This is a genomic window from Marinilactibacillus kalidii (assembly GCF_017599325.1).
Taxonomy (GTDB): Bacteria; Bacillota; Bacilli; order Lactobacillales; family Carnobacteriaceae_A; genus Marinilactibacillus; species Marinilactibacillus kalidii.
On record NZ_JAGFVM010000003.1, the window covers coordinates 133,586 to 158,143 of the forward strand.

The window sequence follows — 24,558 nt, forward strand, 5'->3', positions numbered from 1 at the left end:
CCCGCTGAAACGATTTTCTGTTTTGCGGGGTTGGGTGTATGTTTTTGAAAACCGATATTTATCCTACACAAAATTCAAGAAAGAAGGTGAACGTTTATGACAAAACCTGTAGTAGCAATAGTAGGACGTCCGAACGTTGGAAAGTCTACAATATTTAATCGTATAGTTGGAGAACGTATCTCCATAGTTGAAGATGTTTCAGGCGTAACACGTGATAGAATTTATGCAAGTGCAGAGTGGTTAGGAAAAGAATTTACGTTGATTGATACTGGTGGAATCACAATGGAAGATGAGCCATTGAACGCGCAAATTAGAAACCAAGCTCAAATCGCTATTGATGAAGCAGATGTGATCATCATGCTAGCAAGTATACGCGAGGGTGTCACTGATGCAGATGAACAAGTTGCACCGATGCTTTACCGTTCTGGGAAACCAGTTGTCTTGGCCGTCAATAAAGCAGACAATCCTGAATCAAGAACATATAGTTACGAATTCTATTCTTTAGGTCTAGGAGATCCATTTCCTATATCAGGTTCCCATGGTTTAGGTCTAGGAGATTTACTGGATGCGGTTATTAAAGAGTTTCCAGAAGATTTGGAAGATGATTTTGATGAAGGAACGATTCGTTTCAGTTTAATTGGTAGACCTAATGTAGGGAAATCTAGTTTAGTGAATGCAATTATCGGTGAAGACCGCGTGATTGTTTCAGATATAGCTGGTACGACAAGAGAAGCTGTTGATACGAAATTTGAAACAGAAGATGGTAGAGAATTTGCCATCATCGATACAGCCGGTATCCGTAAAAAAGGTAAGGTTTATGAGAGCACAGAGAAATATAGTGTGTTACGAGCAATGAGAGCGATTGAACGCTCTGAGGTCGTCCTTTGTGTCATTAATGCTGAAGAAGGTATTAGAGAACAAGATAAAAAGGTATTCGGTTATGCGCATGAAGCGGGTAAAGGAATCATCATTGTTGTAAATAAATGGGATACAGTGGAAAAAGAAACGAACACACTGAGAGACTTCGAATTAGAAGTAAGAGAAGAATTCAGATACTTGAGTTATGCGCCTGTGGTATTTGTATCTGCGCTGACCAAAAAACGCTTAGATAAATTACCTGATTTGATTGAAAAAGTTTATACGAATCAGCACTTGCGTATTCAGTCTTCTATTTTGAATGATGTGGTAATGGATGCCGTTGCAACGAATCCTACACCGACAGATAAAGGACGTAGATTGAAAATCTACTATACAACACAAGTTAGTGTAAGCCCACCGACCTTTATCATTTTTGTTAATGACCCTGAATTACTTCATTTTTCATATAAACGATATCTAGAGAACCGTTTCAGAGCTACTTTTGATTTTGAGGGAACGCCGATACACATTATAGCCCGCAGACGTACGTAGAGACTAGTCTAGCTATTTTAGGCAATCTTCAATATCAGACTAGGTTAATGCGATTAAGACTGTCTATGCTTGCAATCGAAAGAATAAGAAATCTTTCAATAAGTCAAGAGAAAAACACTAAGTCAATTAAAATAAAGTTTAATGATTCTTTTCAACAAAATCATTGCAGTATCAACGTTTCTATGGTATCTTTTTAAATGAAATGTCGTAAGAAGACTATTTCACCCAACACATTCATTTTTTTATTAAAGGGATGTTTTGAAAGATCGTGAGTCACATTTGAGGGCTTACATGGATCTTCTTATGAGGAGGTGAAAATGTACGATGGCTAATAAAGCAGAATTAATCGAAAAAGTTTCAGCAGCTACTGACCTTACTAAAAAGGACGCTACTGCTGCAGTTGAATCAGTATTCGAAACAATCAAAGAATCACTAGCTAACGGAGAGAAAGTTCAAGTAATTGGCTTTGGTAACTTTGAAGTTCGTGATCGCGCTGCACGTAAAGGACGTAATCCTCAAACTGGGGAAGAAATCCAAATCCCTGCAAGCAAAGTACCTGCATTCAAAGCGGGTAAAGCGCTTAAAGATGCAGTGAAATAGTACGTAGAAAAAGTAGATACTTTTATAGAGTCTCTGTTCCCTTGTGGAACGGAGCTCTTTTTGTTTTAGTGAAGTATTGATAAACACATGAAAATTAGTATACTGAAAACAGTAGTATGAAAATGAGGAGAGATGAAAATGGATGCGAAAGAAAAAGCACTTGAAATCAGTAAACAATTAGGTGGTAAAATAGAAGTTACATCTAAAGTCAGTATCAATTCAATGGAAGACCTAGCGATTGCATACACACCCGGAGTAGCCGCTGTAAGTGCAGAGATCGCTAAAGATAAAGAAAAGGCTTATACATATACATCCAAAAAAAATCTTGTAGCGGTTGTTACAGATGGCTCTGCCGTCCTTGGTCTGGGTAACATTGGTCCTGAAGCGGCGATACCGGTTATGGAAGGAAAAGCAGCACTTTTCAAGCGTTTTGCTGGGGTAGATGCGGTGCCACTTTCTTTGGACACCCAAGATGTTGACGAAATCGTTGCACATGTCAAAGCGATTGCACCTTCTTTTGGTGGGATCAATCTCGAAGATATTAGTGCACCAAGATGTTTTGAGATTGAGCGTAGATTAAAAGAAGAACTCGATATACCTGTATTCCATGATGACCAACATGGTACGGCTATCGTTGTATTGGCAGCAACAATCAATGCTTTAAAACTGGCTGATAAAGAGATCAGTAAAGTGAAAATCGTTATTAACGGTGCTGGTGCAGCTGGAATAGCGATTGCTAAAAAGTTGTTGCTTGCTGGTGCAGAGAATTTATTACTTGTTGACCAAAAAGGAATCATCGCTTCAAACGACTTACAAATTGATGATCGTCATATAGAAATAGCGGAGATGACCAATCAGAAAAATATTCAAGGTGATTTAAAGAAAGCGCTGGAAGAGGCTGATTTGTTTATTGGTGTTTCAGCACCGAATGTTCTGAAAAAAGATTGGATAAAATCAATGAATCAAAAACCCATTATCTTCGCTATGGCAAACCCTCAACCTGAAATTGATCCAGCGGAAGCAAAAGAAGCGGGTGCCTATATCGTAGGAACGGGGAGAAGTGACTTTCCAAACCAGATCAATAATGTATTAGCCTTTCCTGGGATATTCAGAGGGGCATTAGATGCTAGAGCTAGAGACATTACAGACAGCATGCAATTAGCAGCTGCAAAAGGAATCGCGCAAGCCATTCCCGATAATGAATTAACAACTGAAAATATTATTCCGAACGTATTTGATGAGCAAGTAGTAGAAATTGTTGCGAAAAGTGTCATGGAGGCTGCCGATTGAATCCACTAGAGGATAATGCGTAAACTAGCGTTCTAAAAAGCAACAGGAATGAAATTAGTGAAAACGTGTTAAATAAACATATGATTTGACAACGGGGGTGCGCATCCTTTAGTCTAATAAAGGATAAAATTAAAGGAAATTCGAAAGGATGAGTGTTGACCAATGTCCTCCATAACCAAAGAGGAAATTCTAAAACAAGCTAAAAAAGCAGAGGTGCGCTTTTTAAGGCTAATGTTTACAGATATCGACGGAATTATTAAGAATGTAGAAGTGCCTGTAAGTCAGTTAGAAAAAGTAATGGATAACGAAATCGCTTTTGATGGTTCTTCAATCGATGGATTTGTAGATATCGATCAAAGTGACATGAAGTTGCATCCAGATCTGGATACATGGTTAGTTTTTCCATGGGAACTAGAAACAGTAAAAGGTACCATCGCACGATTCATTTGTGATGTTTACAATCCAGATGGGACACCTTTCGCAGGTGACCCAAGAAGTAATCTACGTCGTGTGCTAACGGAGATGAATGATGCTGGATTTACTGAATTCAACTTAGGGCCAGAACCAGAATTTTTCTTATTCAAGCTTGATGAAAATGGAAATCCAAGTAAAACACTGAATGATAACGGTGGATACTTTGACTTAGCACCAACTGACTTGGCAGAAAATTGCCGTAGAGATATTGTTTTAGAATTGGAAGCACTTGGCTTCGAAATCGAAGCAAGTCACCATGAAGTTGCACCAGGTCAACACGAAATCGACTGGAAATATGCAGATGCTATTGAAGCATGTGATAACATCCAGACATTTAAATTGATTGTTAAAACAGTTGCTCGTAAGCATGGCTTGCACGCTACCTTTATGCCTAAACCAACTGCTAATATTAGTGGTTCAGGTATGCATTTCAACATGTCTCTCTTTACAGAAGAAGGAAATGCATTTTTTGATGAGAATGATGCTGAACAACTCAGTAGCACAGCTTATCAATTTATCGCTGGGATTTTAGACCATGCGAAATCTTATACTGCCATTTGTAATCCAATCGTTAACTCATATAAACGATTAACACCAGGATTCGAAGCGCCTGTATATGTCGCTTGGTCTGGGACGAACCGTACACCGCTTGTTCGTGTACCGGCTTCTAGAGGCATGTCTACTCGAGTAGAGTTAAGAAGTGTCGATCCTAGTGCGAATCCTTACCTAGCTTTAGCTGTGTTACTTAAAGCTGGATTAAAAGGAATTAGCGAAGCGAAAACAGCGCCTAACCCAGTAAACAGAGATATATTTAATATGGATCAAATCGAAAGAAATGAAAATAATATTGAATCCCTTCCAAGAACGCTTTACGAAGCGGTTCAGAACCTTAAGCAAGATCAAACGATTCAAGATGGGTTAGGACAACACATCTACGAACGATTTGTTTCAGCTAAGGAACAAGACTGGGCTAATTACTCGCTAGCAGTTTCAGAGTGGGAAACTAAGCGCTATTTTGAACTATACTAATAATCAAATTGACTTGAATTAAATAAATTAGGCGACGTAATAGATGAAAGTGGTTTAATCGTTAAATCACTGAATATTCTATTATGTCGCTATTTTTGTATGCTGGAAAATAAGTGGTATAGCTCGGTTTGGTTAATTATCGAAACGTGATAGGGCTTTCATTCTAATTAAGTAAGGTAAATGCTCCTTTGCCTTTTACTTGTTCAGTTGGTGTTGATTCTGTTATAAGAGGGTGCTATTCTTCGTAAGTACTCATTAAGCACTCATAAAATTAAATGAACCATTCAACTATTAGGAGGAAATAAATTGACAACGACCACTAAAGAATACATAAAAGACCAGGTAAAAGAAAAAAATGTACGCTTTTTAAGACTGATGTTTACAGACATTTTGGGGATCATCAAAAACGTAGAAGTACCTATCAGTCAGTTAGATAAAGTTTTAGACGGCCAAATGATGTTTGATGGCTCTTCTATTGAAGGATTCGTTAGAATTCAAGAATCAGATATGTACTTAAGTCCCGACTTAGATACTTGGTTAGTATTCTCATGGGAAACAGATTCTTCTAAAAAAGGAAAAGTTGCAAGATTGATTTGTGATATTACCAATCCAGATGGTACACCATTTGTTGGAGATCCACGTACGAACTTGAAACGTATTTTAAAAGAAGCGGAAGATATGGGCTTCACTGAATTCAACTTAGGACCTGAACCAGAATTCTTCTTGTTTAAATTGAACGAAAACGATGAAGTAACAGAAAACCTAAACGATAATGGTGGTTATTTCGATTTAGCACCAAATGACCTTGCGGAAAATTGTCGCAGAGATATTGTGCTTGAATTAGAAGATTTAGGTTTTGAGATTGAAGCAAGTCACCACGAGGTTGCACCAGGACAACATGAAATTGACTGGAAATATGCGAATGCTGTAGAAGCTTGTGATAATATCCAGACATTTAAATTGATTGTAAAAACTGTTGCTAGAAAATATGGTCTTCATGCTACATTCATGGCTAAACCAATCTTTGGCATCAATGGTTCAGGTATGCACTGTAATATGTCATTATTTAATGAGAGTGGCAATGCCTTCTTTGACGAAAATGGTCCAATGCAGCTAAGTGATACGGCTTATAAATTTATGGCTGGACTAATGGAACATGCTGCTGCTTTCACTGCGGTGACGAATCCAACGGTTAACTCATATAAACGTCTTGTACCAGGATACGAAGCGCCTGTTTACATCGCTTGGTCTGGGAGAAACAGAACACCAATGATTCGTGTTCCAGAGTCAAGAGGACTTTCTACTCGTTTAGAAGTACGTTCAGTAGATCCTACAACGAATCCTTACCTAGCATTAGCCGTAATGCTAAAAGCTGGCTTAGACGGAATCAAACGCGATTTGAAAGCTGTCGACCCAACAACAGATAATATTTATGAAATGGATACTGCAGAGTTAGATGATAAAGGCATTGAATCTTTACCAGGAAGCCTTCATGAAGCCGTTCAAAATCTAAAAGAAGATGCTGTTATTATTGAAGCACTTGGTGAACATATCTTTAAAAACTTTGTCGCAACAAAAACAGTAGAATGGGATCAATACAAAGCAACAGTAAGCCAATGGGAAAAAGATCAATATTTAAATCTATATTAATCGAATATTCTGATGGAAAAGAGGATGCCAATAGAGGTATCCTCTTTTTGCTTTTTCAACCATTCATAAGATGAATATTTATTAATCTAATAAATCAAAAAAAAGCCCTCTTCAATAAAGAAGAGGGCTAACATGCTTACTATAGAATGTCTATAGTATATATTGACGTTCTGAGAGGGATTCGAACCCCCGACCGTTCGCTTAGAAGGCGAATGCTCTATCCAGCTGAGCTATCAGAACAATAACAGCAACAGAGATTATTATATAAGGTTATTGGATAAAAGTCAACAGATATTCAAGAATTTTATTTTATTATACAAGTCTTCTGATTTGTTGGAGGGAAATTACTCTGATAGTATTGAGTTAACAACAGTATTATTAGGAGGAAACAAAATGAAATTAATCTCAACCTTTCAGTTAGTCGATGACGTTTCGGCAAAAATCAACGATCTAACCATTGAGAATCAAATGGTCAAGAAACACTTGACGGTATTTACGAAGGAAGAACAAGTGGAATCATTACATGAAGCGGTAGATGTTAAAGTAGAGGCGATAGATAAAAATGAAACTTCAGCTACTAGTGCTGGAGATGCTTACAAATTGAATGACTCAGATGCAACACTATTTGCAGATACGATTCAAAGAGGCGGGTATGTGATTCTTCAAGACGAAACTGTGAATAAAGAGAAAACGTTAGATAACCAGAAAGAACCTGCTAGAGAAGATGAAGATGAGAAAGGCGATTTTGAAAAAGCGATGGATGACCACCTATCTGCACCAGGTTTCGGCGTCGATTTTAAAGAACCAGGAACAGACGCTGAAACGCATGAAGATAATTTTAATCCTGACAATCGCAGTCAAGAGCGTACAGGCGACGAATAAGATCTTGATGAACTTAGAGACTGAACAATGCTAATAAGAAAAATCTATACTGTGACCAAGATTTTGGAGAAGGAGATACCGTTTGGTGTCTCCTTTTTTGATATCAAATAGAGGTGATTATAGTGATGAAAATCAATAAAGAAGAATGGTTGAAAGTACCGAATCTATTATCTTATTTTAGACTGGTTTTAATTCCTATCTTTAGCTATACCTATGTGCAAGCAGAGTCTGTGCAAGATTATTTTTTAGCAACAGGTATTTTATTCTTATCAGGATTAACAGACGCACTGGATGGTATCATCGCTCGTCGATTTAATCAGATAACGGTCTTAGGTAAAGTACTTGATCCGATTGCAGATAAGCTAACGCAATTAGCAGTTGCGGGTGTACTAATGATCAGATGGCCCATTATCCGCTATTTATTTATATTGTTTATAGTCAAAGAAATGAGTATCTTTTTAATCAGTTATTTTCTTTTGAGAAAAGGTTTGATGATGAATGGTGCCAAATGGTTTGGAAAAATAGGTACAATCGTCTTTTATGGCTGTATGTTTATTTTGGTGAGTATGCCTGAGATGAGTTCATCAAATGTGTTAACGGTCGTCATAATCACAAGTTTCTTTCAAGTGGTCGCCTTCTTAGGGTATTTGAGCGTATTATATAGAATGTTCGCTGGAACAAAATAACCTTATTTCGATGGATAAGTTTTTAATATTTTTTTATAGAATGTTATACTATAACCGATAATTAAAGGAGGAAGTAAAATGTTGGAAATTGGTATAGTAACAGGATCAATTAGAGAAAACCGAGTCAATCTGGATGTTGCAAAATGGGTTAAGCAATTAGCAATTGAACAAAGTGACGTAGAGTTTGAAATCGTTGACATAAAAGACTATGATTTACCGGTCTTCGCGGAGCCGACTTCTCCAGCTTTTACAGATGAGTTAGTGGAGCGTGAAAAACAGTTGCCATGGTCCAAAAAGATGACTGAAAAAGATGGGTATATCTTCATTACCCCTGAATATAATCATGGTATACCGAGCGCTTTGAAAAATGCATTAGACTTTTTATACGAAGAACTGAATGATAAAGCAGCCGGAATCGTTAGTTATGGTTCGTCAGGAGGCGTACGCTCAGCAGAACAGCTAAGAAATGTTCTTTCTGAATTCCAAGTTGCACATGTTAGAACGAATCCAGCATTATCTATTTTTTACGATTTTGATTACCCTGAGTTAAAACCAACTGATGCGCAAACTAAAACAGTCATCACGATGATCGAACAGTTAATACCTTGGACAGAAGCCATGAAAGGTGTCCGTGAAAAGAAACAAGCTTAAGTAGATAAAGCATTTACGCGTAAATAGCTGTTGTAAATTATTACGAATTCATATATTATTAAGCATAAAATGAGTAGGTGAAGAGATGACTAGAAATGAAGATTCTTTGAAAGCTTTAACAACTATCTTAAGAGCTGCTTCAAGTGTTGAAAGAGTTGTAAAAGAAGACATGACTTCTTATGACTTGAATGCAACAGAGTTCACAGTGATGGAGTACCTATACAATAAAGGAAAACAGCCTATACAGATGATTGGTAAAAAAATCCTTCTCGCATCAAGTAGTATCACATATGTGATTGACCGATTGGAAGAAAAGGGATTGGTCAAGCGTGTAGCAGACGTCAAAGATAGACGAGTGACTTTTGCGGAACTGACGGAAGATGGCCATAAGAAAATGGCAGAAATTTTTCCGCAACATGCTGAGACGATTGAAAAGTTATTTAAAGAGCTTTCTGATAGTGATCTTAATAAGTTGAGAGCTCTATTGAAAGAAGTCGGATACAAAGCAGCTAAACTATTAGAGTAAGTAGCAGGAGGAAAATGCATGTCTATTGATTCATTCAAACATATTTACAGCGAGCCACTTATGGGGAATAAAACGATTTTTCTTCTATTGCATGGTACTGGCGGAGATGAGAATGATCTTATTCAATTAGCAAAAATGATCGATCCTCAAGCGGGCATTTTAAGTTTGAGGGGAAACATTGACGAGAATGGAATGAATCGATTCTTTAAAAGAAAAGCAATGGGTATTCTAGACGAAGATAGTTTAAAAGCTGAAACGATTAAATTGAACACATTTCTAGAATCTGCTTCAAATGAGTACGGTTTTGATAATCGCCAACTTGTAGCGATAGGGTATTCTAATGGTGCGAATATTGCTGCTAGTTTACTGTTCCACTTTAATGATACCCTTTATCAAGGCATGTTCCTTCATCCGATGGTACCTACAAGATCACTAGCCTTACCCGATCTGTCCAATCAAAGAATATTTATTGGAGCAGGAGAAAATGATCCGATTTGTTCACCAGAAGAGACAGAAGAACTTGAATCTATGCTTAAAAATGCAGGTGCTTCCGTTCAAACCTATTGGGGTCAAGATGGCCATCGTTTATCAAATCCAGAAGTTGATGCAGCTTCCATATGGTATGAAAATCTATAGTTTCAACGTGGTTCGAAAATCTTAAGTCGGCATTGATCGATTTCACCTTTGTTTTATGTTATAATAGATGAGAAACATTTAATAAAGATCTGAAATTATAAGACTAAGGAGATTTTTATGGCTAAAGAAAAAATTACCGATGAAGTTCAGGTTCTCGTTGAAACAGAACTTCGAAAAGGTGCCAGCAACTCCCGAATTGCTAATTTACTGGATTTGCCTTATAAAGAAGCTGTCGAGATTATTGAAACGATCAAAGAAGATTTAAGACCAGACATTGGAGATGAAATCATCTTTTTCTTTAGAGATGAACCGATGGAAGGTATAATCGAAAAATTGCTCACGAACAGTGCTATCGTTAAAATCAACTGGGATCAATCAGCAGAAAGAATGCATGATTTGATGGAAGAGAAAACAGTTGTCAATTTTAAGGATATCGAAGGCTTCAAAAAGCAAGTAAGCGATGATACTGATGAAACTGAATAATGATAGATCTAAGCTATCTAGGGTGAAACTTCTAAAAGAAGTCTCACTCTAGATAGCTTTTTTTTATTAAAATACTTTTAATTTAAATCATTTAAAACTTGTTATAGAGGTGTTTTTAAAGTGAGTAATTTTCCATAATCATTTTTTTCTTGACAGTGATTAAAATGTATATTATATTTTGATAGTCAAATAGTTTGATAATCAAAGTATATTGACTAAGCATAGAAATGGGGGAGCTGGTGTGGATCCGTTAGTTAATGAAATCAATAGATATTTGGTCACGATATTCAATGATGTACTGATGATTGAAGAAAAAACGTTACAGTCGAGTCGATTTAAAGATGTCTCTATTAAAGAGATGCACACAATTGAAGCAATAGGCATGTATGATCAGCTGACAACGAGTGAAGTAGCAAAAAAGCTAGGTGTGACAGCAGGTACATTAACTGTCTCAGTTAATAATCTAGTTCGTAAAGGCTATGTAGAACGCGTTCGAACAGATCATGATAGAAGAGTTGTGAAATTGTCTTTGAGTCAAACGGGTCGTCTATTGTTTAGACTTCATGATAAGTTCCACAGAGATATGGTGAAAGAAACAATTGCGGAAATGGATAAGGAACAATCAGAGATTTTAACGCTAGGCTTAAAAAATCTACATGATTTCTTAGAGCGTACAAAGGAGCAGTTACCGAAGTGAGTAATCAGGCAAAAGTTAGAATTTGTTCAGTTGGAAAGTATGTTCCAGAAAAGATTCTCTCTAACGAGGATCTGACAAAATGGTTAGATACATCTGATGAATGGATTAGTTCACGAACAGGTATAAAACAACGACACATCAGTACAACTGAGAACACATCTGATCTGTGCACAAAAGCGGCCGAATCAATTCTTGAAAAAAGTGGTGTAGATGCTAGTGAAATAGGTTTGATTATTGTCGCTACTATGTCACCCGATTCTCAGTCACCTTCAGTTGCCTGTAAAGTTCAGGGAAATATTCAAGCAGTCAATGCACTCGCATTTGATTTAAATGCTGCTTGTTCAGGATTTGTTTATGCGAGTTCAGTTGCGGAAAAGATGTTGTCTGTTGCGCCTTATCGTTACGCGCTTGTAATCGGTGGAGAAGTCATGTCGAAGGTAGTCAATTGGGAAGATCGTTCTACAGCGGTTCTTTTCGGAGATGGTGCAGGGGGTATGTTGCTAGAAAGAAACGAACATACGCATAGTTTTGTCAGTGAAGATATTCATGCTGATGGAACGAGAGGCAGTGCGCTTACCTCAGGGGAGCAAGCAGTCAATAACCCGATAACACCTAAGACAACTTCAGATGCTCATTTAAAAATGAGCGGTCGAGACATCTTTGACTTTGTTGTTAGATCTGTTCCCAAGAGTGTCAAAGATGTTGTAGAAGATAGTCAAATCGAGTTAAACGATGTTGATTACTTTATCTTGCATCAAGCGAATGCTCGACTCATTAAAGCAGTTTCTAAAAAATTGAAACAGCCAATAGAGAAGTTTCCTCAAAATATTCAACATTATGGAAATACATCTGCGGCGAGCATACCAATACTATTAGAAGAATTAATTGAACAAGGAGACATTCAGCTCGGATCAAATCAAACAATCGTGTTAACTGGCTTTGGAGGCGGGTTAACATGGGGATCATTATTAATAAAACTATAAAAACATTTGGAGGAACCAATTATGTCAACTTTCGAAACTATTCAAGAAATCATCGTGGATCAATTAGATAAAGAAAAAGAAGAAGTACAACCAGCAACGAACTTCCGTGAGGAACTAGAAGCAGACAGTTTAGATTTATTCCAAATCATTAACGACATCGAAGATGAATTCGACATCAAAATCGAAACTGAAGAAGGCTTAAACACTGTACAAGATATCGTTAAATATGTAGATGAGCAACTAGCTTAATTTATTATTAGAAAGGAGCTCCTATATGAGTCAAGCACTAATGGAAAAAATTGGAATTAACTATCCTATTATTCAAGGAGCAATGTCATGGGTTGGTACGCCTAGCTTAGCAGCAGGTGTATCCAATGCTGGTGGATTAGGCATGATAGGAGCTGGTCATGAGCCGGGAGAATTTGTACGTAAACTGATCCGTGAAACGAAAGAAATGACAGATAAACCTTTTGGTGTAAATGTTCTTCTTTTATCGCCTTATGTCGATGAAGTTGTTGAAGTGGTTTGCCAAGAAAAAGTTAAAGTGATTTCTACTGGTGCGGGTAGTCCGGGTAAATACATGAAGAAGTTCAAAGATGCTGGTATCGTGGTCATTCCTGTTGTCGCTTCAGTGGCTTTAGCGAAACGAATGCAAAATGACGGCGCAGACGCAATTATCTGCGAAGGGATGGAAGCAGGGGGACACATCGGTAAATCTACTACTATGACACTTGTACCGCAAGTGGTTGACGCAGTTACGATTCCTGTTATCGCTGCAGGTGGTATTGCAGACGGTAGAGGTGTCGCGGCTGCAATCATGCTAGGGGCTTCTGCTGTACAGTTAGGGACTAGATTCGTTGTGGCAAACGAAAGTATTGCGCATGACAATTTCAAAAAGAGAGTCATAAAAGCTAGAGATATCGATACTGTCGTAACTGGTCAAATAACCGGTCACCCTGTTCGTGTATTAAGAAATAAATTAACACGAGAATATCTGCAAGTTGAAAAAGAAATTACGAGCGACAAAAATCCTGATTTTGCTAGATTAGAAGAATTAGGAAGAGGCGCACTAAGACGAGCAGTTGTTGAAGGGGATAAAGATACTGGTTCATTCATGGCAGGACAAAGTGCAGGATTGGTGACAAAAGAACAATCATGTGAAGATATCGTACAAGAATTGATGCAAGAATATCGAGCATTGACTTCAAACCCTGTTGTGTTTGCTTAAGTAGCATCTACAGATTGAAATCAGCATTCAATTGATAATGAAGAAAATGAAGATGAACAAAATAGAAAGATGAAATTATCTTTTTTAGTAACGCGTCTTCGTTTTCTACATTGATCAATTAATTATTTGTTATAACAGAAAGGATATCTCTAATATGTCTACAGCATTTTTATTTAGCGGACAAGGTGCTCAATACGATGGTATGGGCAGAGAATTATATGAGCAATATGACAGTGTAAAGCGTACATTTGATAAAGCAAGTGAAATCTTAGAAATTGATATGGCAGAATTGGCATTCAATCAAAATGAAAAATTGAACTGGACACCGTTGACACAGCCAGCAATTTTAACGTTGAGTCATGGAATTGAACAATTAATGCTAGAAGCCGGAGTCAAACCCGATATGGTAGCAGGGTTAAGTCTAGGTGAGTATACTGCACTGGTTTCCTCAGAGGTTTTTACATTTGAAGATGCAGTAAAGCTAGTCCATAAGAGAGGTCAATTTATGGATCAAGCCGTTCCAGAAGGTGTGGGCGCTATGGCCGCAGTGATGGGATTAGAGTCTGAAGTCGTTGAAAAAATATGTGACGAGATCAGTGAGACGCATTATGTACAAGTTGCAAATTATAATATGCCAGGTCAAATTGTAGTAGCAGGGATTAAAGAAGGGGTTCAAGTCGCCATTCAAAAACTTGAAGAAGCTGGAGCTAAAAAGGTTATTCCACTAAACGTAAGTGGGCCTTTCCATACGAAACTACTCGAACCCGCTGCTAAGAATCTCGAAGTAGAATTGCAGACTATAGAAACAAAGCCTTTTTTATATCCAGTTTATAGCAATACGAATGCTAGAGCATATACATCTTTAGAAGAGGTATCAAATACATTAGTGCAACAAGTAATGTCGCCAGTCAGATTCGAACAAATGATTTGTCAGATGATAGCAGATGGCGCAGATACATTTGTTGAACTTGGACCAGGAAAAACCCTGAAAACATTTGTTAAAAAAATAGATCGTAGTGTTACCGTCATGAATGTTGAGAACGACAAGCAATTGCATAAAGCAATCGAGACGATTGCGCATACCAACTAATTAGTCGAGGTGGAAAAGTGGTAGAGAATATCAAAACAGTTATTGTAACAGGCAGCTCTAGAGGTATTGGAAAAGCAATCGCTCATGCCTTTGCTAAAGAGGGAAATAATATTGTGTTGAATGGTCGTAAGGCTATTTCCGAAGACCAAATTGCAGAACTAACAGCCTTGGGTGCAGAAGTATTTTCTTGTGCGGGCGATATCAGTGATCCGGACTTTGCGGCACAACTGATCAAAGATACGAAAAAGAAATTTGGCAGTGTAGACGTTTTAGTCAATAACGCCGGCATCACTAAGGATAATCTTCTTTTGAGAATGACCGAAGAAGAATTTGACCAAACAATCGATATCAATTTAAAAGGAACTTTTTATACGACCAAAGCTGCTTCAAGATTTATGTTGAAACAAAAAAGCGGTTGTATCATTAACTTAGCTAGCGTAGTTGGTCAAACAGGTAACGCTGGTCAAGCCAACTATGCAGCCAGTAAAGCGGGCATCATTGGCTTTACTAAGTCTGTTGCTAGAGAATTAGCGCCAAGAGGTATTACTGTTAACGCGATTGCACCAGGTTTTGTGGAATCAGATATGACAGATGTATTGGCTGATACAGTAAAAGAAACGATTTTGACTCAAATTCCATTAAAACGATTAGGTCAACCGGAAGATGTTGCAGAGGCAGCATTATTCCTTAGCAAACAAAACTATATCACTGGTCAAGTTCTTAATGTTGACGGTGGAATGGTAATGAACGGATAAATAGGAGGATATTATTATGCGTAGAGTCGTTATAACAGGTTTAGGTGCAGTAACACCTTTAGGAAACAATGTAAATGAATTTTGGGATGGTTTGAAAACAGGTAAGAACGGAATTGGACCATTAACAAAATTTGATGGTACGCCAATCAATGTTCACGTAGCAGGAGAAGTAAAAGACTTCAAAGCTAAAGAAAGAATGGATGGTAAGTTAGCGAAAAGAATGGACGTCTTTTCTCAGTATGGTGTTGTTGCAGCACTTGAAGCGATGGAAGATGCTAAATTATCTGTAGAAGATATTGATGCAAGTCGTTTGGGTGTAATGGTTGGTTCTGGTATCGGTGGCTTGAATGCTATGCAAAACCAAATCATTAAGATGCATGAAAAAGGTTTAGATAGAGTAGCACCTTTCTTTGTTCCTATGGCAATTGGAAACATGGTTGCAGGAAATATTTCAATCGCGACTGGTGCTAAAGGTCCTAACTTATCAATCGTAACGGCTTGTGCCTCAGGTAACAATTCAATAGGCGAAGCGTATAGAAATATTAAACATGGCTATGCAGATTATATGCTTGCCGGTGGTTCAGAAGCGAGTATCAATGAGATCGGTATGTCAGGATTCGCTGCTTTAACAGCATTATCAAATAGCGAAGACAAAGACAGAGCTTCTATGCCTTTCGATAAAGACCGTCAAGGATTTGTAATGGGCGAAGGTGGTGCTGTACTGCTACTTGAAAGCTTAGAGAGTGCACAAGAACGTGGCGCAACGATTTATGCAGAAATCGTTGGTTATGGTGCGACTGGAGATAGTTATCATATGACTGCACCTACACCAGATGGTGAGGGCGCGGCTAATGCGATGATTCATGCAATGAAAGAAGCTGGGATCGAACCTAGCCAAGTTGGTTATATTAATGCGCACGGAACTTCAACGCCAGCTAATGATTCATCTGAAACAGCAGCGATCAAAAGAGCACTTGGAGAAGACGCTGCCCGTAGTGTAGCAATATCAAGTACTAAAGGAAGCACGGGTCACTTATTAGGTGGTGCTGGAGCCATCGAAGCTGTAGCTTGTATCAAAGCTTTACAAGAAGGCATTTTACCACCAACAATTGGCCTTGAGACTTCGGATGAAGATTGTGACTTGGATTATATTCCTAAAGAAGCGAGACAAAAAGACATCATGTATGCTTTGAATAACTCATTAGGCTTCGGAGGGCATAATGCAGTTACTTGTTTCAAAAAATGGGAGGGTGCTTAATACATGGATTTTGGACAAATCAAAGAACTCATTGAAAAAATCGATGCCTCTAGTTTGAAAGTTTTTGAACTAACCAACGAATCTGGCACGATCAAAATGAGCAAAAACGACACTGCACCTGTTTCAACTGAAGTTGCACAACCTACTCCAGTAGCAGTCGCAAAACCTGCAAGTGTGACACCAACACAAGAAAACACAGTAACAAAACCAGAAACAGTTTCAGAAGAAACAGAAGATCTAGAAGGCATTCACGAAGTAACAGCACCAATTGTTGGTACATCGTATCTTGCTTCTTCACCAGATAAACCACCGTTTGTCAAAGTTGGAGATGTTATTGAAAAGGGTCAACCACTTGTCATTATCGAAGCAATGAAAGTGATGAATGAAATTAAGAGTGACGTGAGCGGGACTGTTCACAAGCTGTTAGTGGAAGACGGACAGCCAATTGAATTCGGACAACCCCTTGTACAAATCAGTGACGCAAATTAATCTAAAATTAAAATTATTGAGGAGCACTTAAAAATGACTACAATGAATATCAAAGAAATTCAAGAATTAATCCCAAACCGTTATCCAATCTATTTTATTGATAAAGTAACGGAAATGATTCCTGGTGAACACGTTACAGCAATTAAAAACGTAACGATCAATGAAGAATTTTTCCAAGGTCACTTCCCTGGAGAACCTGTTATGCCAGGCGTTTTAATTGTAGAAAGTCTAGCACAAGCTGGATCGATTCCGTTGTTAAAAATGGAACAATTTAAAGGACAAACTGCTTATCTTGGTGGGTTAAACAAAGTTAAATTCAGAAAGAAAGTTGTTCCTGGCGATGTCTTGGAATTAAAAGTTGATATTGTTAAGTTAAAAGAATACGCGGGTATCGGTAAAGGTGTTGCCTATGTTGATGGCAAAAAAGTCTGTGAAGTTGAAATGACGTTCATTATTGGCCGTTAAGATACATGGATTTAAAAGTCTCAAAATCTATAGACAATAGATTTACAATTTTGTTTTTAAGGAAGGTCATAAAATGTTTCAAAAGATATTGATTGCCAATCGAGGAGAAATAGCTGTTCGTATCATTAGAGCATGCCAGGAAATGGGGATTCAAACAGTCGCCGTTTATTCTGAAGCAGATGAAGATGCATTACACATGCAACTTGCAGACGAAGCGGTATGTATTGGACCAGCTAAAGCAAGTGATTCATACTTGAACATGCAGAATATTTTGAGTGCAGCTGTGATAACTGGTGCACAAGCCATTCACCCAGGATTTGGATTTCTTTCTGAAAATAGTACTTTTGCGGCAATGTGTGAAGAAGTCAATATCGTCTTTATTGGCCCTGACAAAGAAACGATCGATCAAATGGGTAACAAAGCGAACGCCCGTGAGATGATGCGTAAAGCTAACGTACCAATTGTTCCTGGTAGTGATGGATTTTTAGTAACAGACGAAGAAGTGATTCAAACAGCGTCTGAGATCGGCTATCCAGTGATTGTTAAAGCAGTTGCTGGTGGTGGTGGTAAAGGAATGCGTGTGGTAGAGTCAGAAGCGCAATTATTACAAGCATTTAATCACGCAAAATCAGAAGCAAAAGCGGCTTTTGGTGACGACCGTATGTATATGGAAAAAATCATTTCTCCGGCCAAGCATATTGAGATTCAATTGCTTGGTGATCACTTTGGTCATGTTATTCACATTGGTGAAAGAGATTGTTCGATGCAAAGAAATCATCAAAAAATTCTTGAAGAGGCACCGTCTCACGTACTGACTCAAGAGCAAAGAGAAGACATTGGTGCTGCTGCCGTTAGAGCTGCTCAATATGTAGGGTATAAAAATGCTGGAACAGTTGAGTTTCTGATGGACAGCACGGGTGCTTATTACTTTATGGAAATGAATACGAGAATTCAGGTAGAACATCCCATTACTGAAATGATTTCAAATTTTGATATCGTTCAAGAGCAAATAAAAATTGCAAACAACGAACCGTTGTCAATTGATCAGGAATCTCTACAATTAAGTGGGCACGCTTTGGAATGTAGAATCAATGCTGAAAATCCTGCATTCAACTTTGCCCCTTCACCGGGTGTAATCAGCTATTTGAATTTGCCATCCGGTGGTAATGGACTTCGAGTAGATACAGCTTTATTTGCTGGTGGAGAAATTCCACCATATTATGATGCAATGATCGCCAAAGTTATTACACATGGTAGTACACGTGAAATTGCCGTGGCAAAAATGAAAAGAGCTTTGAAAGAAATGATAGTAGAAGGAATTCAAACGAATTTGCAGTTTCAGTTAGATTTACTTGATGACGAGACTTTCTTGAATGGCGAGTACGACACTGAATACTTGGAAAAGCGTTTTATTCCTAAATGGCAAAATGAGTTAGAGGAGGAATAAACATGCGTCTTTTTAAAAAGCGTCCTTATATATCTTTACAAAAAGTAACGCAGGACACTGAAAGATCGCCTTTTGTTCCTGACGGGATGTTTGTAAAATGTCCCAATTGTAAACAGTCTATTTATTCAAAAGATCTGGGTAATGAACGGATTTGCCCCAATTGCCAATATGCTTTTAGAATCAGCGCGCAAGAAAGACTGAATCTAACAATTGATGAAGGTTCTTTCACTGAATGGGATGAAGCTGTCGTTTCTACAGATCCGTTGAATTTCCCAGAGTATGACGAGAAACTAAAAAAAGCTCAAATCAACTCTGGACTTAGAGAAGCTATCTTAACTGGGGAAGCAAAGATTAGTGACCATCGATTAGCCATTGGTATCATGGATTCTAATTTCATTATGGGAAGTATGGGTCAAGCAGTCGGTGAAAAAGTAACCAGATTGTTTGAAAAAGCGACTAAAGATCGATTACCCGTTGTTTTATTTACTGCTTCAGGCGGTGCCAGAATGCAAGAAGGGATTTTATCGCTCATGCAAATGGCAAAAACCAGTGCGGCTGTGAAAAAACACTCTGATGAAGGTTTGTTTTATTTAACTGTACTGACAGATCCAACAACTGGTGGCGTAACAGCCAGTTTTGCTATGCAAGGAGATGTCATTCTTGCAGAGCCAGGTGCTTTGATTGGATTCGCCGGCAGAAGAGTCATAGAACAGACCATCAAAGAATCCGTTCCTGATGATTTTCAATCAGCTGAAAAAGTGTTGGAAAATGGTTTCGTTGATCATATCGTTCCTCGTACGGCCTTAAGAGAAATGATTAGCAAGCTGCTGAATATGCATCTACCAGCCAAAAATTGGAAAGAAGCAACTCAAGAATAAATTAACGCAAGAATTTATAGGAAAGAGGTGGTCACATGGCGAAAGCGATCGATATCGTATCTATTGCTAGACAAACAGACCGCATCACAACAACTGAAATGATTGAAGCGATATTCGATGATTTTGTCGAACTACATGGAGACCGCTCGTATAAAGATGATGCTGCAATAGTAGGTGGAATCGGAACGTTAAACGGTCTTCCGGTAACAATTATTGGTAACCAAAAAGGACACGAACTAGAAGAGAATCTCAAAAGAAATTTTGGTTCTCCACATCCAGAAGGTTATAGAAAATCGCTGAGACTTATGAAGCAAGCGGAGAAATTCAATAGACCGATTGTCACGCTCGTCAATACTTCAGGTGCCTATTGCGGGGTTGAAGCTGAAGAGCGCGGTCAAGGAGAAGCATTAGCTAGAAACCTACTTGAGATGAGTAACCTTTCAGTTCCCATCTTGTCTATTATTGTTGGTGAAGGTGGGAGCGGTGGCGCTCTTGCTTTAGCAGCAGGTGATCAAGTTTGGATGATGGAATTTGCGATCTATTCTATTTTATCACCTGAAGGGTTTGCTTCTATACTATGGAAAGATTCTAAACGATCTGGAGAAGCAGCTGAAATCATGAAGTTAACTTCTTATGATTTATTAGAACTTGGCGTGATAGATCGAATTATTTATGAAGAAAATAATCAAGAAAAAATAGAGATGGATCAAGTTCTTTCATCGATGAAAAAAGAGATTCAACTTCAACTTGAGGATTTATCGAAATTACCAACTGAACAACTGATCCAAAAAAGATACGAACGGTTCAGAAAATTCTAATAATCATATGGTGAGACCGATGAGCATAAAAGCTCATTGGTTTATTTGCCGTGAAAAAAATCATTTGATGCGGGCAATCATTATTCTTTATAATAGTTAAGAAGAAAGAAGGGATAGCATGGGTGAAAAAATAGACTTTCCAAAGAACTATGAGATTTATATGAATCAAGCTGAAACATATTTAAAAGAAAATGCACTACCTCAAGCAATTGAAGCAATTGAAAAAGCATACGAAATTGAACGGACGGTTGAAGCTAATCTTTTATATGTTTCGATCTTGATCCAAGCAGAACAATACACTACCGCTTACGATATGACTGCGGACTTTGAAAAACTGTATCTTTATGAGCCATCATATGCGTCTATTTTTATCTTTATATTATTAAGAACCGATCAATTAGCAGCAGCAGAAAAACTTATTCAGACACATGAAGAAAAAGGTCTGCTCACGAATGAAGATTTAATCAATATGAAAGAACAAGTTCAAGAGGCGAGAATAGAATTAGAGAAATATCAAGAACAGAAGAAAGAAGAACTGATTAGAAAAATTTACGCTATTGCCGAATACACTCTGTTAGATCAGGCCGACATCATACAAGAAATCGGTATACTAGACCATATGGAAATTAAAAAAATAGAACCAATAGTAATGAATAATCCATATGTCAGTTCATATGTTAAGGCGCTGTTTCTCCAAGTGCTTATCAAGTTGCACTATCCACATGAATTGGTAATACCTGTATTAATGAATCCAGTAACAGTTATACCAGCAGATTTAACAGAATTTAATTTGGATGATTTGGTAAGGAGACTAAATGAGCAGTTAGAGCGTACTTTTGAGAAAGAACCTAGTTTACTTTTGATGATAAAGCCCGAATTGAATAGTCACCTTTTAATGATCTATCCTCTAATACATGAATTTATTACCGAGATAGATTATTGGATTGCATTATATGCTAATCGTTTTGGCAAAGAATTAGTTGATGTGGATGAAACAACTGAAAGTAAAAAAAGAATGAAAAGTTTGTTTGCTCAATTAATGGATGAAAACAGCTGATTTGTGCGCTTTGTATTTACTTTTAGCACAAACTATTGTATGATAACCTAGTATGCGTAATGTGCTAAGTGACTGATAAGTATATAAAATATACACTCGTCTGATTACATGTTGCTTGAAGAAATCAATATGTAGAAACTCGTCAATACTGACGATTAGTTCACTTAATTACAGATAATAAAAAACAATTTTCGGAGGGCAAAATAATAATGACGACTAATTTTGAAAAAACAGGTGCTACATCTGGACGTTTAACGTTTTCAATTGATCAAGAAACAGTACAAGCTGGATTGGATCAAACATTCAAGAAAGTACAAAAAACTCTAAATGTACCAGGATTCCGTAAAGGACGCGTTCCTCGTAAAATGTTCAACCAAATGTATGGTGAAGCAGCATTGTACGAAGATACATTAAACGACTTATTGCCTGAAGCTTATTCAAAAGCTGTTGAAGAAGCTGGAATCGAACCAGTAGCACAACCAAATATTGATATTGAATCTGTAGAAAAAGGACAAGACTGGAAACTGATTGCTGAAGTTACATTGAAGCCAGAAGTTGAACTTGGCCAATACAAAGAAATCGAAGTAACTAAACAAGACCGTGAAGTAACTGACGAAGCAGTAGAGAAAAATCTTGAAACTCGTCGTGAAAATTTAGCGGAATTAACAGTTAAAGACGCTGCTGCTGAAAATGGCGACACTGTTGTTATCGATTTTGAAGGTTTCAAAGGAGATACAGCGTTTGAAGGCGGAAAAGGAGAAAACCATTCTCTAGAATTAGGTTCTAACTCATTTATCCCTGGCTTCGAAGAGCAACTTGTTGGCGTTAAAGCTGGAGAAGAAAAAGAATTAACGGTTACTTTCCCTGAAGAATATCAAGCTGAAGACCTTGCAGGCGAAGAAGCTGTATTTAAAGTAAAAGTACACGAAGTTAAATCTAAAGAACTGCCTGAATTAGATGACGAGTTTGCTAAAGATGCTGACGAAGACGTTGAAACATTAGATGAACTTAAAGCGAAAATCCGTGAAAGCCTTGAAGAAGGTCGCGAAAACTCAGCAAACGACGCTCGCGATGATGAAGCTATCCGTAAAGCAGTAGAAAACGCTAAGATTGAAGAGATTCCTCATGAAATGGCTCACGACGAAGTTCACCGTCAAATGGACATGTTCTTGAATAATCTACAACAACAAGGTATCTCTGCTGAAATGTACTACCAAATGACTAACTCTACTGAGTCTGATCTTCATAAACAATTTGAAGGCGAAGCAGAATTCAACGTTCGTACTAACCTTGTATTAGAAGCAATTGTTGAAGCTGAAAAACTTGAAGCTGACGATGAAGACATCGAAAAAGAAGTGAAAGACTTAGCTGGACAATACAACATGCCTGAAGAGCAAGTACGCAGTGTACTATCTCCAGACTTGTTGATAAGAGATATCTCTCTTAAAAAAGCAATCGATTTGATTACTTCAACTGCTAAAGAAACTTTAGAACCAACTGAAGATTCTGCAGAGTAATTCTGACCGATTTTAAGGCATGCTATAAGCTGTGCTATTTTTTAAATGAAGTGAAAAGGGAATGCTCTTGTAGCATTCCCATTTTTCTTAATATTGTATAAAAAAGGTTTTTTTTAGTAGAGTCACAGTGTTGGCAAGCACACATGTTCTATGTTACTATATAAAAAGTGAAAAGATTTTGAGGAATTGAGGTGAACCTGCCATGTTTGATAACGATGAAGAACAATCTGGGAATATCTCTTGTTCATTCTGTGGTAAATCACAGGATCAAGTCAAAAAGATTGTTGCAGGTCCAGGAGTATACATTTGTAATGAGTGTATAGATCTTTGTAAAGAGATCATGGATGAAGAATTTAATAAACAAGTTTATACAGAAGATACTGAGGTTCCTAAACCTCAAGAGATTCGTTCTATATTAAACGATTATATTATTGGACAAGATGCAGCTAAAAAAGCCTTATCAGTAGCAGTATATAATCACTATAAGAGAGTTAACAATTTATCTAACCTAGAAGACGATATCGAATTACAAAAAAGTAATATTTGCCTTATTGGACCAACAGGTTCTGGTAAAACTTATTTAGCACAAACATTAGCACGCATTTTGAATGTTCCATTTGCGATTGCCGATGCGACAAACTTAACAGAAGCTGGTTATGTAGGTGAAGATGTAGAAAATATTCTACTTAAATTACTTCAATCTGCCGATTACGATGTTGAGCGTGCACAGTACGGCATTATTTATGTTGATGAGATTGATAAGATTGCTAGAAAATCTGAGAATGTTTCGATTACACGCGACGTAAGTGGTGAAGGTGTACAACAAGCCTTGCTTAAAATTCTTGAAGGAACGACTGCTAGTGTGCCGCCTCAAGGTGGACGTAAGCATCCACATCAAGAACTGATTCAAATTGATACAACGAATATCCTATTTATCGTAGGTGGCGCTTTTGACGGAATTGAAACGATGGTCAAAAACCGCTTGGGTGATAAAGTAATTGGATTCGGTGCATCAAATACACGTAAAGGCTTCGCTGAAAATGCAAGTATGATGCAACAAATCATACCTGAGGATTTGCTTAAATATGGTTTAATACCAGAATTTATCGGTCGTTTACCTATTACAGCTGTTCTTGAAAAACTTACGGAAGACGATCTTGTTGAAATTCTTACAAAACCGAAGAGTGCATTAGTGAAGCAATATAAAAAACTAATGCAGATTGATGATGTTGAGTTGGAATTTGAAGAAGAAGCGCTTAGAGGTATTGGTAAAAGAGCCATTGAGCGAGATACTGGTGCTAGGGGACTTCGTTCTATCATTGAGAGTATTATGATGGAAATTATGTTTGAAGTACCAAGTAGAGATGATATCAGCAAAGTCGTGATTACAGAAGATGCTGTCGAAGGTACAGGAGATCCTGTTTATTATAATCATGATGGAGAAGTTGTCGTCGTATAATTTAAGGCTCTGTGTCAACTGGTGTTGGTAACATTAGTTACCCTTAAGAAGATCTATCGGTTTCATTCGATAGGTCTTCTTTTTTTAGGTTTCATTTTTA

The 24,558-nt window shown here is 37.6% G+C and carries 26 protein-coding genes and 1 tRNA gene; 26 read left to right on the forward strand and 1 reads right to left on the reverse strand.

Annotated elements, in window-relative coordinates:
* The first annotated feature begins 96 nt into the window (after window positions 1-96).
* The 5 genes from der (at window position 97) to glnA (J5J05_RS00875) (ending at window position 6,453) form a co-directional block, all read left to right on the forward strand.
* Window positions 97-1,410 (forward strand): ribosome biogenesis GTPase Der, encoded by a 1,314-nt coding sequence (gene der, locus J5J05_RS00855; RefSeq protein WP_208558766.1) that lies wholly within the window; start codon window positions 97-99, stop codon window positions 1,408-1,410.
* 324 nt (window positions 1,411-1,734) lie between these two features.
* Complete coding sequence (locus J5J05_RS00860; protein WP_208558767.1) at window positions 1,735-2,010, forward strand: HU family DNA-binding protein; 276 nt, start codon at window positions 1,735-1,737, stop codon at window positions 2,008-2,010.
* Window positions 2,011-2,142: 132 nt separating this feature from the next.
* On the forward strand, window positions 2,143-3,300 hold the full coding sequence (locus tag J5J05_RS00865) for an NAD(P)-dependent malic enzyme (RefSeq protein WP_208558768.1): 1,158 nt from the start codon (window positions 2,143-2,145) through the stop codon (window positions 3,298-3,300).
* 162 nt (window positions 3,301-3,462) lie between these two features.
* On the forward strand, window positions 3,463-4,803 hold the full coding sequence (gene glnA / locus J5J05_RS00870) for a type I glutamate--ammonia ligase (RefSeq protein WP_208558769.1): 1,341 nt from the start codon (window positions 3,463-3,465) through the stop codon (window positions 4,801-4,803).
* 306 nt (window positions 4,804-5,109) lie between these two features.
* Window positions 5,110-6,453 carry a type I glutamate--ammonia ligase gene (glnA, locus tag J5J05_RS00875; protein ID WP_208558770.1) on the forward strand — a complete coding sequence of 448 codons (1,344 nt, stop codon included), beginning with the start codon at window positions 5,110-5,112 and terminating at the stop codon, window positions 6,451-6,453.
* Window positions 6,454-6,619: 166 nt separating this feature from the next.
* Here glnA (J5J05_RS00875) and J5J05_RS00880 read toward each other — a convergent pair.
* A tRNA-Arg gene (locus J5J05_RS00880) sits at window positions 6,620-6,693 on the reverse strand.
* 153 nt (window positions 6,694-6,846) lie between these two features.
* Between J5J05_RS00880 and J5J05_RS00885 the strand changes: the two genes are divergently transcribed.
* From J5J05_RS00885 to clpX, 21 genes are all read left to right on the forward strand, one after another.
* On the forward strand, window positions 6,847-7,335 hold the full coding sequence (locus J5J05_RS00885) for a hypothetical protein (RefSeq protein WP_208558771.1): 489 nt from the start codon (window positions 6,847-6,849) through the stop codon (window positions 7,333-7,335).
* A 125-nt stretch (window positions 7,336-7,460) separates the two neighbouring features.
* The gene (locus tag J5J05_RS00890) at window positions 7,461-8,021 is read left to right on the forward strand and encodes a CDP-alcohol phosphatidyltransferase family protein (RefSeq protein WP_208558772.1); all 561 of its coding nucleotides are present in this window, start codon (window positions 7,461-7,463) and stop codon (window positions 8,019-8,021) included.
* A gap of 78 nt (window positions 8,022-8,099) precedes the next feature.
* The gene (locus tag J5J05_RS00895; RefSeq protein WP_244244542.1) at window positions 8,100-8,672 is read left to right on the forward strand and encodes an NADPH-dependent FMN reductase; all 573 of its coding nucleotides are present in this window, start codon (window positions 8,100-8,102) and stop codon (window positions 8,670-8,672) included.
* An 85-nt stretch (window positions 8,673-8,757) separates the two neighbouring features.
* The gene (locus J5J05_RS00900; protein WP_208558773.1) at window positions 8,758-9,198 is read left to right on the forward strand and encodes a MarR family winged helix-turn-helix transcriptional regulator; all 441 of its coding nucleotides are present in this window, start codon (window positions 8,758-8,760) and stop codon (window positions 9,196-9,198) included.
* A gap of 18 nt (window positions 9,199-9,216) precedes the next feature.
* On the forward strand, window positions 9,217-9,834 hold the full coding sequence (locus tag J5J05_RS00905; protein WP_244244543.1) for an alpha/beta hydrolase: 618 nt from the start codon (window positions 9,217-9,219) through the stop codon (window positions 9,832-9,834).
* A gap of 117 nt (window positions 9,835-9,951) precedes the next feature.
* Window positions 9,952-10,317 carry a DUF2187 family protein gene (locus tag J5J05_RS00910; RefSeq protein WP_208558774.1) on the forward strand — a complete coding sequence of 122 codons (366 nt, stop codon included), beginning with the start codon at window positions 9,952-9,954 and terminating at the stop codon, window positions 10,315-10,317.
* Window positions 10,318-10,558: 241 nt separating this feature from the next.
* Window positions 10,559-11,014 carry a fatty acid biosynthesis transcriptional regulator FabT gene (gene fabT, locus J5J05_RS00915; protein WP_208558775.1) on the forward strand — a complete coding sequence of 152 codons (456 nt, stop codon included), beginning with the start codon at window positions 10,559-10,561 and terminating at the stop codon, window positions 11,012-11,014.
* Entirely contained in the window at window positions 11,011-11,997 is a 987-nt protein-coding gene (locus J5J05_RS00920) for a beta-ketoacyl-ACP synthase III (RefSeq protein WP_208558776.1), read from the forward strand. The genes fabT and J5J05_RS00920 overlap by 4 nt, the downstream gene beginning before the upstream one ends.
* A 21-nt stretch (window positions 11,998-12,018) precedes the next feature.
* On the forward strand, window positions 12,019-12,246 hold the full coding sequence (locus J5J05_RS00925; RefSeq protein WP_208558777.1) for an acyl carrier protein: 228 nt from the start codon (window positions 12,019-12,021) through the stop codon (window positions 12,244-12,246).
* A gap of 25 nt (window positions 12,247-12,271) precedes the next feature.
* Window positions 12,272-13,225, forward strand: coding sequence for an enoyl-[acyl-carrier-protein] reductase FabK (gene fabK, locus J5J05_RS00930; RefSeq protein WP_208558778.1), 954 nt, complete (start codon window positions 12,272-12,274; stop codon window positions 13,223-13,225).
* 154 nt (window positions 13,226-13,379) lie between these two features.
* Window positions 13,380-14,315: an ACP S-malonyltransferase gene (fabD, locus tag J5J05_RS00935; RefSeq protein WP_208558779.1), complete on the forward strand. Its 936-nt coding sequence runs from the start codon at window positions 13,380-13,382 to the stop codon at window positions 14,313-14,315.
* Window positions 14,316-14,332: 17 nt separating this feature from the next.
* On the forward strand, window positions 14,333-15,070 hold the full coding sequence (fabG, locus tag J5J05_RS00940; RefSeq protein WP_208558780.1) for a 3-oxoacyl-[acyl-carrier-protein] reductase: 738 nt from the start codon (window positions 14,333-14,335) through the stop codon (window positions 15,068-15,070).
* 16 nt (window positions 15,071-15,086) lie between these two features.
* Window positions 15,087-16,328, forward strand: coding sequence for a beta-ketoacyl-ACP synthase II (fabF, locus tag J5J05_RS00945; protein ID WP_208558781.1), 1,242 nt, complete (start codon window positions 15,087-15,089; stop codon window positions 16,326-16,328).
* Window positions 16,329-16,331: 3 nt separating this feature from the next.
* Window positions 16,332-16,817 carry an acetyl-CoA carboxylase biotin carboxyl carrier protein gene (accB, locus tag J5J05_RS00950; protein ID WP_208558782.1) on the forward strand — a complete coding sequence of 162 codons (486 nt, stop codon included), beginning with the start codon at window positions 16,332-16,334 and terminating at the stop codon, window positions 16,815-16,817.
* A 33-nt stretch (window positions 16,818-16,850) separates the two neighbouring features.
* Complete coding sequence (gene fabZ / locus J5J05_RS00955; RefSeq protein ID WP_208558783.1) at window positions 16,851-17,282, forward strand: 3-hydroxyacyl-ACP dehydratase FabZ; 432 nt, start codon at window positions 16,851-16,853, stop codon at window positions 17,280-17,282.
* A 73-nt stretch (window positions 17,283-17,355) separates the two neighbouring features.
* Window positions 17,356-18,729, forward strand: coding sequence for an acetyl-CoA carboxylase biotin carboxylase subunit (locus tag J5J05_RS00960; protein WP_208558784.1), 1,374 nt, complete (start codon window positions 17,356-17,358; stop codon window positions 18,727-18,729).
* A 2-nt stretch (window positions 18,730-18,731) separates the two neighbouring features.
* Window positions 18,732-19,607, forward strand: a complete 876-nt coding sequence (accD, locus tag J5J05_RS00965) for an acetyl-CoA carboxylase, carboxyltransferase subunit beta (protein ID WP_208558785.1) — start codon at window positions 18,732-18,734, stop codon at window positions 19,605-19,607.
* 35 nt (window positions 19,608-19,642) lie between these two features.
* Window positions 19,643-20,425 (forward strand): acetyl-CoA carboxylase carboxyltransferase subunit alpha, encoded by a 783-nt coding sequence (locus J5J05_RS00970; protein ID WP_208558786.1) that lies wholly within the window; start codon window positions 19,643-19,645, stop codon window positions 20,423-20,425.
* A 118-nt stretch (window positions 20,426-20,543) separates the two neighbouring features.
* A complete protein-coding gene (locus J5J05_RS00975; protein ID WP_208558787.1) occupies window positions 20,544-21,482 on the forward strand; it encodes a tetratricopeptide repeat protein in 939 nt (312 codons plus the stop codon).
* A gap of 209 nt (window positions 21,483-21,691) precedes the next feature.
* Window positions 21,692-22,999, forward strand: coding sequence for a trigger factor (gene tig, locus J5J05_RS00980; protein ID WP_208558788.1), 1,308 nt, complete (start codon window positions 21,692-21,694; stop codon window positions 22,997-22,999).
* A 202-nt stretch (window positions 23,000-23,201) separates the two neighbouring features.
* Window positions 23,202-24,458 carry an ATP-dependent Clp protease ATP-binding subunit ClpX gene (clpX, locus tag J5J05_RS00985; protein ID WP_208558789.1) on the forward strand — a complete coding sequence of 419 codons (1,257 nt, stop codon included), beginning with the start codon at window positions 23,202-23,204 and terminating at the stop codon, window positions 24,456-24,458.
* Window positions 24,459-24,558 lie beyond the last annotated feature (100 nt).

What these genes read in the sequence shown, in the direction of transcription:
- der (WP_208558766.1), top strand. Translation starts at nt 97, where the DNA reads ATGACAAAACCTGTAGTAGCAATAGTAGGACGTCCGAACGTTGGAAAG.
- J5J05_RS00860 (WP_208558767.1), top strand. Translation starts at nt 1,735, where the DNA reads ATGGCTAATAAAGCAGAATTAATCGAAAAAGTTTCAGCAGCTACTGAC.
- J5J05_RS00865 (WP_208558768.1), top strand. Translation starts at nt 2,143, where the DNA reads ATGAAAATGGATGCGAAAGAAAAAGCACTTGAAATCAGTAAACAATTA.
- glnA (WP_208558769.1), top strand. Translation starts at nt 3,463, where the DNA reads ATGTCCTCCATAACCAAAGAGGAAATTCTAAAACAAGCTAAAAAAGCA.
- J5J05_RS00885 (WP_208558771.1), top strand. Translation starts at nt 6,847, where the DNA reads ATGAAATTAATCTCAACCTTTCAGTTAGTCGATGACGTTTCGGCAAAA.
- J5J05_RS00890 (WP_208558772.1), top strand. Translation starts at nt 7,461, where the DNA reads ATGAAAATCAATAAAGAAGAATGGTTGAAAGTACCGAATCTATTATCT.
- J5J05_RS00895 (WP_244244542.1), top strand. Translation starts at nt 8,100, where the DNA reads ATGTTGGAAATTGGTATAGTAACAGGATCAATTAGAGAAAACCGAGTC.
- J5J05_RS00900 (WP_208558773.1), top strand. Translation starts at nt 8,758, where the DNA reads ATGACTAGAAATGAAGATTCTTTGAAAGCTTTAACAACTATCTTAAGA.
- J5J05_RS00905 (WP_244244543.1), top strand. Translation starts at nt 9,217, where the DNA reads ATGTCTATTGATTCATTCAAACATATTTACAGCGAGCCACTTATGGGG.
- J5J05_RS00910 (WP_208558774.1), top strand. Translation starts at nt 9,952, where the DNA reads ATGGCTAAAGAAAAAATTACCGATGAAGTTCAGGTTCTCGTTGAAACA.
- J5J05_RS00925 (WP_208558777.1), top strand. Translation starts at nt 12,019, where the DNA reads ATGTCAACTTTCGAAACTATTCAAGAAATCATCGTGGATCAATTAGAT.
- fabK (WP_208558778.1), top strand. Translation starts at nt 12,272, where the DNA reads ATGAGTCAAGCACTAATGGAAAAAATTGGAATTAACTATCCTATTATT.
- fabD (WP_208558779.1), top strand. Translation starts at nt 13,380, where the DNA reads ATGTCTACAGCATTTTTATTTAGCGGACAAGGTGCTCAATACGATGGT.
- fabF (WP_208558781.1), top strand. Translation starts at nt 15,087, where the DNA reads ATGCGTAGAGTCGTTATAACAGGTTTAGGTGCAGTAACACCTTTAGGA.
- accB (WP_208558782.1), top strand. Translation starts at nt 16,332, where the DNA reads ATGGATTTTGGACAAATCAAAGAACTCATTGAAAAAATCGATGCCTCT.
- fabZ (WP_208558783.1), top strand. Translation starts at nt 16,851, where the DNA reads ATGACTACAATGAATATCAAAGAAATTCAAGAATTAATCCCAAACCGT.
- J5J05_RS00960 (WP_208558784.1), top strand. Translation starts at nt 17,356, where the DNA reads ATGTTTCAAAAGATATTGATTGCCAATCGAGGAGAAATAGCTGTTCGT.
- accD (WP_208558785.1), top strand. Translation starts at nt 18,732, where the DNA reads ATGCGTCTTTTTAAAAAGCGTCCTTATATATCTTTACAAAAAGTAACG.
- J5J05_RS00970 (WP_208558786.1), top strand. Translation starts at nt 19,643, where the DNA reads ATGGCGAAAGCGATCGATATCGTATCTATTGCTAGACAAACAGACCGC.
- J5J05_RS00975 (WP_208558787.1), top strand. Translation starts at nt 20,544, where the DNA reads ATGGGTGAAAAAATAGACTTTCCAAAGAACTATGAGATTTATATGAAT.
- tig (WP_208558788.1), top strand. Translation starts at nt 21,692, where the DNA reads ATGACGACTAATTTTGAAAAAACAGGTGCTACATCTGGACGTTTAACG.
- clpX (WP_208558789.1), top strand. Translation starts at nt 23,202, where the DNA reads ATGTTTGATAACGATGAAGAACAATCTGGGAATATCTCTTGTTCATTC.